This is a genomic window from Mesorhizobium temperatum (genome assembly GCF_002284575.1).
GTDB lineage: Bacteria > Pseudomonadota > Alphaproteobacteria > Rhizobiales > Rhizobiaceae > Mesorhizobium > Mesorhizobium temperatum.
In genome coordinates, this window is the sequence record NZ_NPKJ01000015.1 from 28,803 (window position 1) to 43,187 (window position 14,385).

The window sequence follows — 14,385 nt, forward strand, 5'->3', positions numbered from 1 at the left end:
GGTAAGAGCGCCAAAATTGCATGTGTACAAACTAAATCATCAAAGCCCTGATGTGGCAAGCGAGCTTTCCCTAAGGATCAATCGATGCCATCGAAGCGGGCTTTTGTCTCATCCGGCCGCCGGCGTGGCAAGCAACCACAGGCCGAAGACCGTATAGGCGATCATCAGCACGGTGAGCGGAAACTGGCTGAGCGCGGCGCGGGCGGGAACCGGATGCAATCGCCAGGCGAGGCCATGCGCGACGAGCACGGCGAGCATGTGACCGGCGATAATGACACCGGCCTGGACATTCCACAGCCACCATGCCGAGCCGGCGCCGGCGGCCACGCCGGTTTCGATCTGCATGGCCGCGGTGCCGAACAGGTTCCAGCCCAGCGCAAACGGGTCGGAAAGCGCAGCCACTGCATATTGGCCGTCGACGAGCAGCGCCGTCAGATAGTGCGCGACATGGTAGGCGAGCGCTATCGGCACGATCGACCAAACCAGCAGCCCGGCGGCCTGACCAAGGGGATGCGGGCTGCCGGCAAGACGCTGGCCAAGGACAATGGCAAAGATGAACGCGGCTGCAAGCAAGACGAACGTCAGCACCAGCCCGAAGGTGCCGATGCCGATCACCGCCGTGCGGCCCGGAAATTCCAGCGGATTGTGGCCGAACAGGCCGAGCCAAAAGAAGGTTTTCGACAGGCCGTCGAAGGAGACCGACGACAGCGCAAGCAACAGGAAAACAATGCCGCTGAGCGACAGCGGCGCGGCATTGCTGAGCTTGGCGCCCGGCCAGCACAGACTGAGCCGACCGCCTTCATTGCGCTCGACTTCATTACGCTCAAGGAGGGCGAAGCGCGCCACCATGGCGAGGAAGACGGTCAGGAACTCACCGCGCCGGCTCCAGTCGCGGTAGCCGAACATCAGCATGGCGGCAAAACTCAGCAGCCAATAGAGGCCGGCAGCCCAGGCGAGCCGCGCCGGGTCGTCGGGCGCCGGGTCGATCAGCTCGAACCAGGCGAAGGCGAAGAACAGCACGACGGCCGGCCAGCAGCCGAGCCACGGGGGCGGGCGCCATGTCGGCCGCTTGCCGAACAGGCTGGAAATGACACGCCAAGGCCCGTACCAGGGGTTCAGCCATGACCAGAGATTGCCGAGCAGCCCCTGCAGCAAAACCAGCCCGACCCAGAGCAACGTCCAGATGGCCAGGGGCAGCGGGTTGGAAAGCGGATCGCGGCTGCCGAACAGGCCAGCCACAACGAGAATTGCAAAGCCGGCAAAGGACATCAGGCTGACGGTTGTCCGTGCGCCGTCGCCGAATGCGAAGAGCGGCAGGCGCCGCCGCCAGAAGCGGGCAGGAAAGTCTGAGGGCAGCAGTGCCAGGACAAGGAAACTGGCGGCGACCGCGAGCGCACCGCCGGCGACGTAGTAGCCGGTGGGCAGAAGCAGGACGTGGCCGCGATCGGAGGCATGGGCGAAAGCGGGGGTGGGCGACAGTGTCAGGGCGTAGACGAAGGCTTTCTTTGGGAAGGAACATCCTTCGCCGCAGTGATCCTTCGCACCCCCCTCTGTCCTGCCGGACATCTCCCCCGCAAGGGGGGAGATTGGCTGGTATGCCGGCTTTCGCCAATCTTCGACGTTGCAAGAAGGGCGCCGTTCGAACGAACTGCCGATCTCCCCCCTTGCGGGGGAGATGTCCGGCAGGACAGAGGGGGGTGGGCGGGAACTCACGCTATCCGAGATTTCCCTTTTGGCGAGGCGAGATCATCATCACCCTCACACCTTGACCAGTTGCTCCACGCGGTCTTTCTCGCCAAATATGCGCAAATAGCGTTCGATCTCTTTCTCGTCGCCGGTGGCCTTGGCGGGATTGTCGGAGAGCTTGACCGCCGGCCGGCCATTGGCTTCGGTGACCTTGCAGACCAGCGAGATGGCGTCGAGCCGGTTGGTGTCAGTCGGCGCGCAGCCCTCGAAATCATTGGTCAGGTTGGTGCCCCAGCCGAAGGACATGCGCACCTTGCCGCGGAAGTGACGGTAGGTTTCCTCGATGGTCTCGACCTCGAGCCCGTCGGAGAAGATGAGCAGCTTCTGCCTGGGGTCCTTGCCCTTTGCACGCCACCAGGAAAGGATCTTCTCGCCGCCCTCGATCGGCGGCGCGCTGTCGGGGCGGAAACCGGTCCAGTCGGCGACCCAGTCCGGCACGTCACGCAGGAACGCCGAGGTGCCGAAGGTGTCCGGCAGCACGATCAGCAAATTGCCGCCATAGTAGCGCTGCCAGTCCTCCAGCACCTTGTAGGGCGACTGTTTCAATTCCTTTTCCGAATTGGCGAGCGCGGCGAACACCATCGGCAGTTCATGCGCGTTGGTGCCGAGCGCTTCGAGGTCGTTGTCCATGGCGAGCAGCACGTTGGACGTACCGGTGAAAGCCTCACCGATGCCTTCCTTGAGCGCTTCGACGCACCAGCGCTGCCACAGGAAGGAATGACGGCGGCGGGTGCCGAAGTCGGAAATGCGGATATCGGGCAGCGCTTTCAGCCGCTCGGTCTTGGCCCACATCTTGGCCTTGGCGCGGGCATAGAGCACGTCGAGCGCAAAGGGGCCGAACGCCCGCATGGCGGCGCGAGAGCGCAGTTCGTTGATGATGGCGAGCGCCGGGATCTCCCACAGCGTCGTGTACATCCACGGACCGCTGAAAGTGAGCTCGTACTGGCCATCGCGCTTGGAAAGCTCGTATTCCGGCAGCTGGAATCTTTCGAGCCAGGCGAGGAATTCCGGTTCAAAGATCTGCTTGCGGCCATAGAAGGTATTGCCGCCGAGCCAGATCATCTCCTTCTTGGAGAAGCGCAAGGTGCGAGCATGATCGAGCTGATCGCGCAGTTCCGCCTCGTCGATCTCCTCGGCAAGGCGAACCGAGGTGGTGCGGTTGATCAGCGAGAAGGTGGTGTCGATCTTGGGGTACATGCCCCAGATCATCTGCAGCATCAACAGCTTGTAAAAATCGGTGTCGAGCAGGCTGCGGACGATCGGGTCTAGCTTCCAGGTGTGGTTGTAGACGCGCCGCGCTATATCGGTCTTAGTCATGTCTCGATGCCGCCTTCGCTGCTCGCTCCCTGCGGAATGCCTCTTAGCATTGAATTTTTGAAAGCGCCTCCCGCTTTGCGAGCTGGCCCGACAAAAAGAAAACCCTGCGGCAAATGCAAGACTTCGGCAATCGCAGCCTCAGGACGCGGTCTTGGCGCCGATCACTCGCAGCGCCGGGCGCTTCCTGCGGATGCCGATGCGGCCCGCCACCGGCGCATCGGCGCGGCCGTCGGCCTGCTCTTTCTCGGCAAACAGCCAGTCGATGAACAGCTGCACGATCGGCGCCGACCTCATCTCGTTGCGGCAGACGACGTAGAAATCGTCGACCGCCGGCACCGACAGGCTGAACGGTGCGACAAGCAGTCCCCTGGCGAGCAGTCCGCTTGCGGTCACCGTGTCGCCAAGCGCCACACCGTGGCCATGAACCGCAGCCTCGCTCGCCATGCGCGCATCGCCGAGATGGTGGCGGCGGCCGCGCTCCAGATCCAGTGCGTCGGCGGCGGCCAGCCAGGTGTGCCACTCGCGGCCGTCGTCGCCATGCAGGAAGACATGATCGGCGAGATCGCGCACGGTGCGGATCGGACGGTTGTTGATCAGCGTCGGGCTGACCACCGGGAACAGTTCGAGACCCGACCATTTGCGCATCCAGCAATCGGTCCAGCTGCCGTCGCCATAGTGCACGCAGATATCGATATGCGGTGCGCGGATGTCCTTGGCGTCGTTGGACGGGATCAGCGTCAGCCTGATATCGGGGTATTGCGAGGTGAAGCTGCCGAGCCGCGGGATCATCCAGAGCAGCAGCAGCGCCGGCACGCAGGATACCGAGAGGGCACCGGTGCTCGCCGGCCTCGTCATGCGCTGCGTGGCGGCAGCGATGCCGTCGAAGGCGGTCGACACCGCCGGCAGCAATTCGGCGCCGTGCGGCGTCAGCTTCACCCGCTGACCGGCGCGCTCGAACAGCTTGACGCCCAGCGACTGTTCGAGCGCCTTGATCTGATGGCTGATGGCGCCATGGGTGACGTTCAGCTCAGCCGCCGCCTTGGTCAGCGAGGCGTGGCGCGCCGTCGCCTCGAAGGCCCGCAATGGATTCAGGGGAGGCAGTCGCTTGGCCATCGGAGCCTCAAAGGAGCACGATCCCCAGAAGTGGAACCCGGTTTTCGGACAAGATCGTGCTCAACATTAATGTGAGATTTTCTCACAGCAAACACCCTAACAATATCAATTGATTTTTCAATGCAGCTGCAAGACACTTTGGATCGAACAACATCAAGACGTGAAATCCGCAGGCAGCCGGCAGGATGGCGACCGTCATTGATGGCCGCTCCGCACCAGCCATGGAGGACCGACATGGGTTATGATCGCGGCAAGCTTGAAGCGTTGCGCCGCAAATATGGCGAAAGCCATGGCGGCGAGATGTTCGACCCGAAATTCCGGCGTGTCGCCGACAAGATCTTTTCCAAGAGCGGCACACGGCTGGCGCCCTATTCCGGCATCCCGACCTTCCTCGCTGCGCCCTACCGGGAAGTTGCCGCCGACAATCCGGATTTCGGCGATTTGCAGGTGGCGATGATCGGCGTGCCGATGGACCTCGGCGTGACCAACCGGCCGGGTGCCCGCTTCGGGCCAAGGGCGCTGCGCGCCATCGAGCGCATCGGCCCCTACAATCATGTGCTGGAATGCGCGCCGACACATGAGCTGAAGGTGGCCGACATCGGCGACGTGCCGTTCCAGAGCCGTTACCGGCTGGAGACCAGCCATGACGACATCGAGCGCCGCACCAACCAGATCGTCGACGCCGGCGTCATTCCGCTTTCGGTCGGCGGCGATCACTCGATCAGCCATCCGATCCTGAAAGCAGTCGGCAAGAAGGCGCCGGTCGGCATGATCCACATCGATGCCCATTGCGACACCAGCGGCCTGTTCGACATGACCAAGTTCCACCATGGCGGGCCGTTCCGCAATGCGGTGCTCGACGGCGTGCTCGACCCGACCCGCACCATCCAGATCGGCATCCGCGGCTCGGCCGAATATCTGTGGGAGTTCACCTACGAATCCGGCATGACCGTCGTGCATGCCGAAGAGGTGACCGGCCTCGGCATGCCCGCCATCATCGAGAAGGCGCGCCAGATCGTCGGCGATGGCCCGACCTATGTGTCTTTCGACATCGACAGCATCGATCCGGCCTTCGCGCCCGGCACCGGCACGCCTGAGGTCGGCGGGCTGACGACGCGGGAAGTGCTTGAACTTCTGCGCGGCCTGAAGGGCCTCAACATCGTCGGCGGCGACGTCGTCGAGGTGGCGCCGCAATATGACGCGACCACCAACACGGCCCATGCCGGCGCGCAGGTGCTGTTCGAAATACTGAGCCTGATGGTGTTCAGCCCGGCGATCTCAGGCAAGCGAGCCTGACGCACATCCAAGGCGACCGCCGCGCTGGAGCCGGTGGCCGCATTCAAACAAAACAAGCTTCCAGCAGGGGAACGACAATGACATTTCACATGAAGCTCAAATCATCCCTCGCCGCCGTGCTGATGCTCGGCGGCCTTGGCCTTGCCACCCAGGCCGCCAATGCCGACGCGGTCGACGACATCACCAAGGCCGGCGCCATCAATGTCGGCATTTTCTCCGACTTTCCGCCCTTCTCCTCGGCCAGTGCCGATATGAGCATCAAGGGTTATGACATCGACGTGGCGCAGTTCATCGCCGACCAGCTCAAGGTCAAGCTCAACCTGGTCAGCGTCACCGGCCAGAACCGCATCCCGTATCTTACCGACAAGCGCGTCGATATCCTGATGAGCGTCGGCTACTCCAAGGAACGCGAGCAGGTGATCGATTTCGCCGCCGCCTACGCGCCCTATTATATCGCCGTCATCGGCCCGGCCGCGCTCAAGGTCGAAGGCAAGGACGACCTCGCCGACAAGTCGATCGCCGTCAACCGCGGCACGCTGGAGGACACGTCGCTGACCGAGGCAGCACCCGCCTCGGCCGACATCCGCCGTTTCGACAACTACAACTCCGTCATCCAGGCCTTCATCTCGGGTCAGACCCAGCTGATGGTCGTCGGCAACGATGTCGGCGCCCAGGTGCTCGCCCGCCAGGAGGCACTGAAGCCGGAACAGAAGTTCCAGCTTCTCACCTCGCCCTCACATATCGGCCTCAACAAGAACGAGGACCGCCTGAAGCAAGCGGTCAACGACGCGGTCGCCAAGATGCTGGCCGACGGCAAGCTGGACGAAAGCTCGAAAGCCTGGCTCAAAACACCGCTCAATCCCGACAACCTCAAGGATTGATCTCCGGGGTAAGGACCTATCATGGGCTACAGCCTCGACTTCGGCTGGCTTGCCGATGCGACAGGTGCAATCGCGCGCGGGGCGGCCATGACGATCCTGTTGATCGCCGTGACCACGCTCGCGGGAACATTCCTCAGCATCCTCGGTGCGGCAGGGCGGCGAAACGGCCCCCTGCTGCTCAAGCGGGCGATCGGCGTCTATGTCGAGGTTATCAGGAACACGCCGTTCCTGGTGCAGCTGTTCTTCATCTTCTTCGGACTGCCCAGCATCGGCATAAGGCTCGATCCGCTGCTGGCCGCCATGTTGGCAATGACGCTCAACATGGCGGCCTACACGATCGAGATCGTCGGCGCCGGGCTCGATGCGGTGCCGCGCGGACAGACGGAAGCAGCACTGGCGCTTGGCCTCCGGCTGCGCCAGGTGTTCGTCAAGATCGTGCTGCCGCAGGCGCTCAAGGTGATCTTTCCGGCGCTGACCAGCCAGATCATCATCATGATGCTGGAGTCGGCCGTGGTGTCGCAGATCGCGGTGCGCGAACTGACCTACGAGGCCGACATGCTGCAGGCGCGCACCTTCCGTGCTTTCGAGACCTATTTCGTGGTGACGATCGTCTATCTCGTCCTGTCGATGGGGCTGCGCCGGCTGCTGGTCAGCGGCGGCCGCCGCGCGCTGGGAGCCGGCGTGTCATGATCGAATTCACCTTCTGGGATATCGTCCGCAACCTTCTGCTCGCCGCGCGCTGGACGGTGCTTCTGTCGCTGGCGGCCTTCGTCGGCGGCGGTGTGGTCGGCATGGTCGTGCTGTTCGTCAGGATCGCCAAGAATAAATGGGCGCGGCGCCTTGCGTCGGGCTACATCGCGCTTTTCCAGGGAACGCCGCTGCTCATGCAGCTCTTCCTGATGTTCTTCGGCCTGCCGATGCTGGGCTTGCGCATCGAGCCTTGGACCGCGGCTGCGCTCGGCCTCACCTTCTTCGCCAGTGCCTATCTGGCTGAAATCTGGCGCGGCGGCGTCGATGCGCTGCCACGTGGCCAGTGGGACGCCGGTGCCAGCCTCGGCCTCCACTACCTGCAGGAACTGAGGCTGATCATCCTGCCGCAAGCGTTTTCGATCACCCGCGCCCCGACCGTCGGTTTCCTGGTGCAGCTGATCAAGTCGACCGCGCTGACCTCGATCATCGGTTTCGAGGAACTGGTCAGGACATCGAACGCGATCAACAACGCGACCTTCGAGCCCTTCACCGTCTACGGGCTGGTGGCGCTGATCTTCTTCCTCATGTGCTTCCCGCTGACGCAATATGCACGCTCGCTTGAACGACGGGCGACTACAAACTAGCAAGCTGCCTCTGCGCTTAGCGTTCGAATGCCTTCTTTTGGGTCAAAAGCAGTCATTGGGGGATTATCCGGTTCCGCGTTGTGAAAAACGATTGGTGACGATAACCGTGTTTCCGTCTGCCTCTTCGGAGCTATCTCCTTGTTGGAAGAAGAGTTCTGTGTACTCTCACAATGCTTTATCAAGGGCTTGGGGATGAGAATTGCAATGTTCGTCGCGTTGGCCGCGACAGCGGCTGGATGCGCGACCTCTCCGGTCGACTATGGAGCGTCGCTTTCGAAGCAAGACCGGAAATGGGCGTCGCCGGAATGCCGGCAAGCCCGCATGGAGGCTTCGGACTACGACGCTCGCGAAAAAAAGCAGCCGGGCTGGGGAACCGGCGTCTTTCTTGGCCCGTACGGGTTGGGGCTCGCAGCAGCCATCAAGGAGCACCAGCAGAAGCAACGAAAATTGTTCGCCCGCGAGGTGCACCTGCGGTGCTCAAGTCTTCCACTGCCAAAGGAGTTGCAAAGCGATTTTAGCCCCCAGGCCGCGAGTGCAAATCGGACGAAATATCCATAGACGTAACTACCCTGCCCTCCTCGTGACGAAGCCGCTTTCATCAATGCCCAAAGGAAAGCGGCGGCGCGATCCTGTCGCGCCGCAGCCAGCGCCCCAGAAGCAGCGCCGCTACCACCGCCAGCCCCAATGACAGGCCGATCCAGATGCCGACGCCGTCGAGCCCGGAATAGAAGGCGAGCAGCACGCCGAGCGGCAGGCCGATGCCCCAATAGCCGATCGCCGCATAGATCATCGGCACCTTGGTGTCGTGCAGGCCGCGCAGCATGCCGGCCGCCACGGCCTGCGCGCCGTCGAAAATCTGGAACAGCGCGGCAAAGGCCAGGAACGACACCGCGAGCCCGATCACCCTGGCATTGGCCGGGTCACCGAGATTGATGAAGGCGCTGATCAGCAGCTGCGGCCACAGGATCATCACCAACCCCATCAGCGCCATGAACGACACGCCGATGACAAAGGCGGTCCAGCCGGCGCGGGAAACCCCTTCCGGGTTGCCGGCGCCATGAGCGAGCCCGACGCGCACCGTCGCCGCCTGGTTGAGGCCGAGCGGCACCATGAAGCTGACCGAGGCGATCTGGATGGCGATGGCATGCGCCGCGAGCGAGGCCGCGTCGATCAGGCCCATGAGAAGGGCTGCGGCGTTGAAGATCGTCACCTCGAAGGCGAGGAGGCCGGCGATCGGCAGGCCGAGCCGCAGCAGGCCCTTAAAGCGTGGCCAGTCGGCCCGCCAGAAGCGCCCGAACAGCTGATAACGGCGAAACTTCGGCTCAAGCATCACCACAGCCGCCATGCCGGCGAACATCAGCGTGCTGGACAGCGTGGTGGCGAGGCCCGAGCCGGCGATGCCCATCGAAGGGGCGCCGAGATTGCCGAACATGAACACCCAGTTAAAGAAAACGTTGCAGGCGACGGCAACGAAGACGATGACCAGCGCCCAACCCGGCCGCTCCAGCGCCGAGATGAACGAGCGCAGGACGATATAGCCGTAGAAGGGCAGCACCGCCCATTCGAGCCAGCGCAGGTAGATGCCGGCCTGATGCGCCAGCGCCGGCTCCTGGCCCATGGCCAGCAACACAGCCTCACCGTACCAGAGAAAAATCCAGATCGGGATTGAGATGAGGATCGCCAGCCACAGGCCCTGCCGCACGGTGCGGCGCAGATCGCGCACGGAGTGACGACGGCGGCCGAGTTCCGTGGCGATCATCGGCGAGGTCGCCAGCATCAGGCCAAGCCCGAAGATCAGCGGCATGAAATAGAGGTTGGCCCCGAGCGCGCCGCTGGCCAATGTGTCCGGACCCAGCCGCCCCATCATCATGACATCGGTGGCGGTCATCGCGGTCTGGCCGAGATTGGTGAGCACCATCGGCCAGGCGAGCGCCAGCGTCGCCCTGATTTCCTGACGCCAAAGGTTTTCCGGCGCGCGAGCGCCGGCTTCGATCGCAGACATTTTGTCGCCTATCCGATTGCGGCGCGTCGGCAAAAAGCCGGAAGCCGCGTCTCAGCGCGGAAAATGGCCGTGATCGGCCCGGATTCCGCATTAACCGCACGGCTTGTCTACGAAATGGGCAGCCATGGCAAGGGGCTGGCTCAAGGGAAGCGTTGAGCCAGCAAGGCGTACGGTCTCATCCGCCTATTTGCCCCTCCTGTTTGGCCCGCCTGTTTGGAGAGAGCGTAGAAGCCGCTATGGTTGCGTCATTCGCCGATCTGAAGAGCGGGCAGCATATCGAATCCATCGAAAGGCATGAGGATGAGCGCGTTTCCCGAAATCTACCTGGTTCGGCATGGCGAGACGGAATGGAGCGCATCCGGAAAGCATACCGGCCTGACCGACATACCGTTGACGCCGGCCGGCGAGGAGGCCGCCGGGCGGGTCGCTGAACGGTTCCAGGGCCTTTCGTTCCAGGCTGTCTGGTCGAGCCCGTCGCAGCGCGCCTTCAAGACTTGTACGCTGGCCGGCTTCGGTTCGGCCGGCGTGAAGAAGGCCGATCTGGCGGAATGGGATTACGGCGCTTACGAGGGCCTGACCACGAAGCAGATCCTTGTCCAGCGTCCCGGCTGGCGTCTGTTTCGCGACGGCTGCCCTGACGGCGAGGCGGCAGAGGATGTCGGCGCGAGGGCGGATCGGATTGTCAATGAACTGCGTGGCGTCAACGACAATGTCCTGGTGTTTTCAAGCTCGCATTTCCTGCGGGTCCTGGCCGCGCGATGGCTCGGCCTGCCGCCGCAAGATGGCGCCCTGTTCGTCCTGGATACCGCCAGCACAAGCGTGCTCGGCTATGAGCACGACCTTGGCGAACCAATTATCCGGCGATGGAACCAGAGATAGCAGCACAAGCCATTCGAGCTTATCTGATTTCGTCCAGCGCCTGCCTCTGCCGATGCATCTCTAAAAACACGCGGTAGTCGCGGTCGAACCGGCCGGCGGCCGCCGAATTGGGCTCTCGCGTCTTGCCGCCTTGCTGCATGGCGACGCAAGCGGCGTTCAAATCGGGAAAAAGCCCGGCCGCGGTGGCGGCGATCATGCCGGTGCCGAGCAGGACCGCCTCGTCGGCCAGCGGCTCGACCACCGTGCAGCCGGTGGCGTCGGCATAAAGCTCCATCAACAGCGCGTTCTTGGTGTGACCGCCGGTGACATGCAGCGTGTCGATCAGATAGCCGTTCTCGTTCAGGGCTTCCAGCACATGGCGTACGCCAAGCGCGATGGCGACGGCGGTGCGCCAATACAGCTTGCACAGGCTGTCGAAGGAGGACTCCAGCGTCAGTCCGCTGATGACGCCGACGGCATGCGGATCGGCGAGTGGCGAGCGGTTGCCGTGGAAATCCGGCAGCACATGCAGCCTTGCCGCAAGGTTCTCGCCCTCGACGGCGCGCAACTCGGCAACGCGCCGGGCGATCCTGGCGTGCATGGCGGCGTCCGGCTCCCCGCCGGCGCCATGCCAGCGGATGATATGGTCGAGCAGCGCGCCGGTGGCCGATTGGCCGCCTTCCGACAGCCAAAGCCGGGGAAGCGCCGCGCCATAATACGGGCCCCAGACGCCGGCAAAGGGTTGCGGGTCGGGCGACATCGCCATGACGCAGCTCGAGGTGCCGGCGATCAACGCCAGATGCCGGCCGATGTTGGTTTCGTCGCCGGCAAAACCGCCGAGCACGCCGAGCGCGCCGGCATAGGCGTCAATGACGCCGGCGCCGACCCGGCATTTTTCGGTAAGGCCAAGCTCACCCGCAGCTTCCGCACTCAGCCGGCCGATATCGGCGCCCACCGGGCTGGCCTTGTCAGGCAGATTGCCATGCTCGAAAAGATCGCCGAGCCCGACCGCGTCGAAGAAGTCGTGCCGCCAGCCGGTCTCTTCATGCGCCAGATAGGTCCATTTGGCGGTCAGCGTACATTGCGAGCGGGCGAGCGAACCGGTTGCCTTCCATGTCAGAAAGTCGGTGAGGTCGAATAGATAGCCGGCTTCGTTCCATGTTCCGGGCAGGTTGCGCTTCAGCCACATCAGCTTCGGCGTCTCCATTTCCGGCGACATGACGCCGCCGATATAGTCGAGCACGGCGTGGCGGCTTTCGGTGCATTCATCGGCCTCGGCAATGGCGCGGTGATCGAGCCAAACGACGGTGTCCCAGCGCCTTTCGCCTGACACCGAGACGCTGAGCTGGCCACCATCCTTGCCCCGCACCACCAGCGAGCAGGTGGCGTCGAAGGAGATGCCGACAATGTCCTCCGCTGCCACACCGGCCTTTTCGCGGGCGGCCCGCACCGCAATGCAGACCGCCGACCAGATATCCTGCGAATCGTGCTCGGCGTGGTCGGCCTTCGGCCGGTTCATGACGATCGGGTGCTCGGCGCGACCGAGCAAGGTGCCTCCGGTGTCGAGAATGCCCGCACGGGCGCTCCCGGTGCCGACATCGACCGCGCAAACGAAACTGTTCGTCAAGGTGTTCTTGCTCTCGCTCCCAGGCCTGCAATCAGATCGGGCAATTGCAGCATGTCAGCGAATATAAAGTCCGGTTCACTCGACGCAAGCCGCGCTTTCAGTGCCGGGTTGCCGGCGTGCGAGCCGCCGGTGAAAGCAAGGACGCGCATGCCCGCCGCCCGTGCCGCCGCGACGCCGGCGGGGCTGTCCTCGACGACGATACAATTTTGCGGGATCGCCCCCATGTTGGCGGCTGCGTGGAGAAAAAGGTCCGGCGCCGGCTTGCCTCGCGCCACCATGGCGGCGCTGAACAGATGCGGCTCGAGCAGCCCGAGCAGCCCGGTCACGTCGAGCGCACAACGGATGCGGTCCAGCGTGCCGGAGGAAGCAACGCAGCATGGCATGGCGAGCCTCGGCAGAACCTGCCCGATCCCGGGGATCGGTTTCAGCTCCTCGCGAAATTTGCGCATCAGCTCGACGCGCATCTCGCTCAGATGCTGGTCGGTGATATCAAGTCCGAAGTCGCGGCCGAGGATTTCGCGGACGCTTTTCATGCTCTTGCCGAGGAAATGCTCATAGGCGGCGTCCTCGCTGACACTGCCGCCGGCGAGCGTGATCATGCTAAGCAGCGCCGAAACCGACAGCCCCTCGCTATCAACCAGCACGCCGTCGCAGTCGAAAATGACCAGTTCAGGCGCCATTCAGAGATTGCCGGCGAGGTAGCGCGTCAGCGTCGTACGCGCGCCATCGGCCCAGAGCGCCTTGAGCGCATTGGCAAAGGCCTCGACGAACGGCGCCGAGCGGCCGACATCGCCATAGATGTCTTCCATGGCCAGCCAGGCGGCAGGCGCATCCTTTGCCGCCCTGGCGGTCGTCTGCAGCCGGTCCCAGCTCGGATCGTTGGGTTCGATGACGGCGCCGCTATCGGTCGTGCCGAAGCAGTAGCGGCACCAGAGTGCCGATTCCAGCGCCAGGCCGGCGACGCCCTTGCCGGCCTTCAGCCGGTCGGCGATGGTCGGGATGATGAATTTCGGCTGCCGGTTGGAGCCGTCGAGGCAAAGCCTGCGGATGGTGTCGCCAATCTTCGGATTGGAGAAGCGGTGCTCGATGAGCCGGTAATAATCCTCCAGCACGGTGTCCGGCACCGGCGGCACGGTCGGGATGATCTCTTCGTGCTCCAGTCTGTCGAGAAAGCCGCGCACCAGCGGCTCCTGCATCGCCTCGTGGACGAAATGGATGTCCATCAGCCCAGCGGGATAGGCGATGGTCGCATGACCGCCATTGAGGATGCGGATCTTCATCAGTTCATAGGGCGCGACATCGCTGACGAACTGTACGCCGACCTTTTCCAGCGGCGGCCGTCCGTCGGTGAAACGATCCTCCAGCACCCATTGCCTGAACGGCTCGCAGAACACCGGCCAGTTGTCGTCGAGACCGAATTCGCTCGAGAGAATGCCACGCTCGCGGTCGGTGGTGGCCGGCGTGATGCGGTCGACCATCCCGTTGGGAAAGGCGACTTCCTCGCTCACCCAGTTCGCCAGATCCTCGTCTATCAGCCGCGCGAGACCGATGACGCCATCGGAGGTGACATGGCCGTTGTGGGGGATGTTGTCGCAGGACATGATTGTGAAGGGCACAATGCCGTCGTCGCGGCGGCGCAACAGCCCGGCAAGAATGATGCCGAACACGGTTTTGGGCGTCGCCCCTGGCTCAGCATCGGCGACAATGTCGGGATGGGTTGGGTTGAACACGCCCGACGCCGGATCGATGAAGTAGCCGCCCTCGGTTATGGTCAGCGAAACGATCCTTATCGCGGGGTCGGCAAGCCGTTCTATGATCGCGGCCGCGGCGCCCGGCATCAGGAAGTCGATCATGACACCGGTGACGCGGGCGCTCATGTGGCCAGAATCCTGCTCGACCACGGTGGTCAGCCAGTCCTGTTCCTGCAACTTGCCGCGGCCGACCTTTTCGCCCTCGAAGACGCCGGCGCCGACAATTGCCCAGTCGTGGCCGAGGCCCGCATTGAACAGGTCATCTAGATAGACGGCCTGATGCGAGCGATGGAAGTTGCCGACGCCGAAATGGACGATACCGGCCTTGAGCGCCGCGCGATCATATTTCGGACCGGCGACCTCAGGCGGAAGCTTGGCGAGGATGGAAGAAGAGAGTTTCACGGTCATCTGCTTTACCCTTTAGCGGGACGGCTCTTCCCCCCGTGGAGGAGACGGGGAG

At 63.5% G+C, this 14,385-nt stretch carries 13 protein-coding genes; 6 read left to right on the forward strand and 7 right to left on the reverse strand.

Going from position 1 to position 14,385, the window contains the following annotated elements; all coding sequences use genetic code 11:
• Positions 1-108 precede the first annotated feature (108 nt).
• From CIT26_RS03095 to gcvA, 3 genes are all read right to left on the reverse strand, one after another.
• On the reverse strand, positions 109-1,566 hold the full coding sequence (locus CIT26_RS03095; protein ID WP_095491194.1) for a hypothetical protein: 1,458 nt from the start codon (positions 1,564-1,566) through the stop codon (positions 109-111).
• A gap of 192 nt (positions 1,567-1,758) precedes the next feature.
• The gene (gene pncB, locus CIT26_RS03105) at positions 1,759-3,063 is read right to left on the reverse strand and encodes a nicotinate phosphoribosyltransferase (protein ID WP_095491195.1); all 1,305 of its coding nucleotides are present in this window, start codon (positions 3,061-3,063) and stop codon (positions 1,759-1,761) included.
• Between the two features lie 138 nt (positions 3,064-3,201).
• Positions 3,202-4,176 (reverse strand): transcriptional regulator GcvA, encoded by a 975-nt coding sequence (gcvA, locus tag CIT26_RS03110; protein ID WP_095491196.1) that lies wholly within the window; start codon positions 4,174-4,176, stop codon positions 3,202-3,204.
• A gap of 234 nt (positions 4,177-4,410) precedes the next feature.
• Here gcvA and speB point away from each other — a divergent pair, with 234 nt between their 5' ends.
• The 5 genes from speB to CIT26_RS03135 all read left to right on the forward strand — a co-directional run bounded on the left by speB (position 4,411) and on the right by CIT26_RS03135 (position 8,245).
• Complete coding sequence (gene speB / locus CIT26_RS03115) at positions 4,411-5,472, forward strand: agmatinase (protein ID WP_095491197.1); 1,062 nt, start codon at positions 4,411-4,413, stop codon at positions 5,470-5,472.
• A gap of 77 nt (positions 5,473-5,549) precedes the next feature.
• A complete protein-coding gene (locus CIT26_RS03120; protein ID WP_095491198.1) occupies positions 5,550-6,353 on the forward strand; it encodes a transporter substrate-binding domain-containing protein in 804 nt (267 codons plus the stop codon).
• Positions 6,354-6,374: 21 nt separating this feature from the next.
• Positions 6,375-7,043 carry an amino acid ABC transporter permease gene (locus tag CIT26_RS03125; RefSeq protein WP_095491199.1) on the forward strand — a complete coding sequence of 223 codons (669 nt, stop codon included), beginning with the start codon at positions 6,375-6,377 and terminating at the stop codon, positions 7,041-7,043.
• A complete protein-coding gene (locus tag CIT26_RS03130) occupies positions 7,040-7,687 on the forward strand; it encodes an amino acid ABC transporter permease (protein ID WP_095491200.1) in 648 nt (215 codons plus the stop codon). The genes CIT26_RS03125 and CIT26_RS03130 overlap by 4 nt, the downstream gene beginning before the upstream one ends.
• Positions 7,688-7,879: 192 nt before the next feature.
• On the forward strand, positions 7,880-8,245 hold the full coding sequence (locus CIT26_RS03135; RefSeq protein WP_095491306.1) for a hypothetical protein: 366 nt from the start codon (positions 7,880-7,882) through the stop codon (positions 8,243-8,245).
• A 40-nt stretch (positions 8,246-8,285) separates the two neighbouring features.
• Here the strand turns inward: CIT26_RS03135 and CIT26_RS03140 are convergent, their stop codons facing one another.
• Positions 8,286-9,689 carry an MATE family efflux transporter gene (locus CIT26_RS03140; RefSeq protein WP_095491201.1) on the reverse strand — a complete coding sequence of 468 codons (1,404 nt, stop codon included), beginning with the start codon at positions 9,687-9,689 and terminating at the stop codon, positions 8,286-8,288.
• Between the two features lie 300 nt (positions 9,690-9,989).
• On the opposite strand from CIT26_RS03140, the gene CIT26_RS03145 reads away from it, so the two are divergent.
• Positions 9,990-10,568, forward strand: coding sequence for a histidine phosphatase family protein (locus tag CIT26_RS03145; protein WP_095491307.1), 579 nt, complete (start codon positions 9,990-9,992; stop codon positions 10,566-10,568).
• A 19-nt stretch (positions 10,569-10,587) separates the two neighbouring features.
• On the opposite strand, the gene CIT26_RS03150 is transcribed toward CIT26_RS03145, so the two are convergent.
• From CIT26_RS03150 to CIT26_RS03160, 3 genes are read right to left on the reverse strand one after another with little or no spacing between them, the layout of a single operon-like run.
• Positions 10,588-12,174, reverse strand: a complete 1,587-nt coding sequence (locus CIT26_RS03150; RefSeq protein ID WP_095491202.1) for an FGGY-family carbohydrate kinase — start codon at positions 12,172-12,174, stop codon at positions 10,588-10,590.
• A complete protein-coding gene (locus CIT26_RS03155) occupies positions 12,171-12,854 on the reverse strand; it encodes an HAD-IA family hydrolase (RefSeq protein ID WP_095491203.1) in 684 nt (227 codons plus the stop codon). The genes CIT26_RS03150 and CIT26_RS03155 overlap by 4 nt, the downstream gene beginning before the upstream one ends.
• Positions 12,855-14,333, reverse strand: a complete 1,479-nt coding sequence (locus tag CIT26_RS03160) for a mannitol dehydrogenase family protein (RefSeq protein ID WP_095491204.1) — start codon at positions 14,331-14,333, stop codon at positions 12,855-12,857.
• Between the last annotated feature and the right edge of the window lie 52 nt (positions 14,334-14,385).

Bases quoted from the DNA above. Each gene is read 5' to 3' on its own strand.
- CIT26_RS03095 (WP_095491194.1), bottom strand. From the start codon at position 1,566: ATGTCCGGCAGGACAGAGGGGGGTGCGAAGGATCACTGCGGCGAAGGA.
- pncB (WP_095491195.1), bottom strand. From the start codon at position 3,063: ATGACTAAGACCGATATAGCGCGGCGCGTCTACAACCACACCTGGAAG.
- gcvA (WP_095491196.1), bottom strand. From the start codon at position 4,176: ATGGCCAAGCGACTGCCTCCCCTGAATCCATTGCGGGCCTTCGAGGCG.
- speB (WP_095491197.1), top strand. From the start codon at position 4,411: ATGGGTTATGATCGCGGCAAGCTTGAAGCGTTGCGCCGCAAATATGGC.
- CIT26_RS03120 (WP_095491198.1), top strand. From the start codon at position 5,550: ATGACATTTCACATGAAGCTCAAATCATCCCTCGCCGCCGTGCTGATG.
- CIT26_RS03125 (WP_095491199.1), top strand. From the start codon at position 6,375: ATGGGCTACAGCCTCGACTTCGGCTGGCTTGCCGATGCGACAGGTGCA.
- CIT26_RS03130 (WP_095491200.1), top strand. From the start codon at position 7,040: ATGATCGAATTCACCTTCTGGGATATCGTCCGCAACCTTCTGCTCGCC.
- CIT26_RS03135 (WP_095491306.1), top strand. From the start codon at position 7,880: ATGAGAATTGCAATGTTCGTCGCGTTGGCCGCGACAGCGGCTGGATGC.
- CIT26_RS03140 (WP_095491201.1), bottom strand. From the start codon at position 9,689: ATGTCTGCGATCGAAGCCGGCGCTCGCGCGCCGGAAAACCTTTGGCGT.
- CIT26_RS03145 (WP_095491307.1), top strand. From the start codon at position 9,990: ATGAGCGCGTTTCCCGAAATCTACCTGGTTCGGCATGGCGAGACGGAA.
- CIT26_RS03155 (WP_095491203.1), bottom strand. From the start codon at position 12,854: ATGGCGCCTGAACTGGTCATTTTCGACTGCGACGGCGTGCTGGTTGAT.
- CIT26_RS03160 (WP_095491204.1), bottom strand. From the start codon at position 14,333: ATGACCGTGAAACTCTCTTCTTCCATCCTCGCCAAGCTTCCGCCTGAG.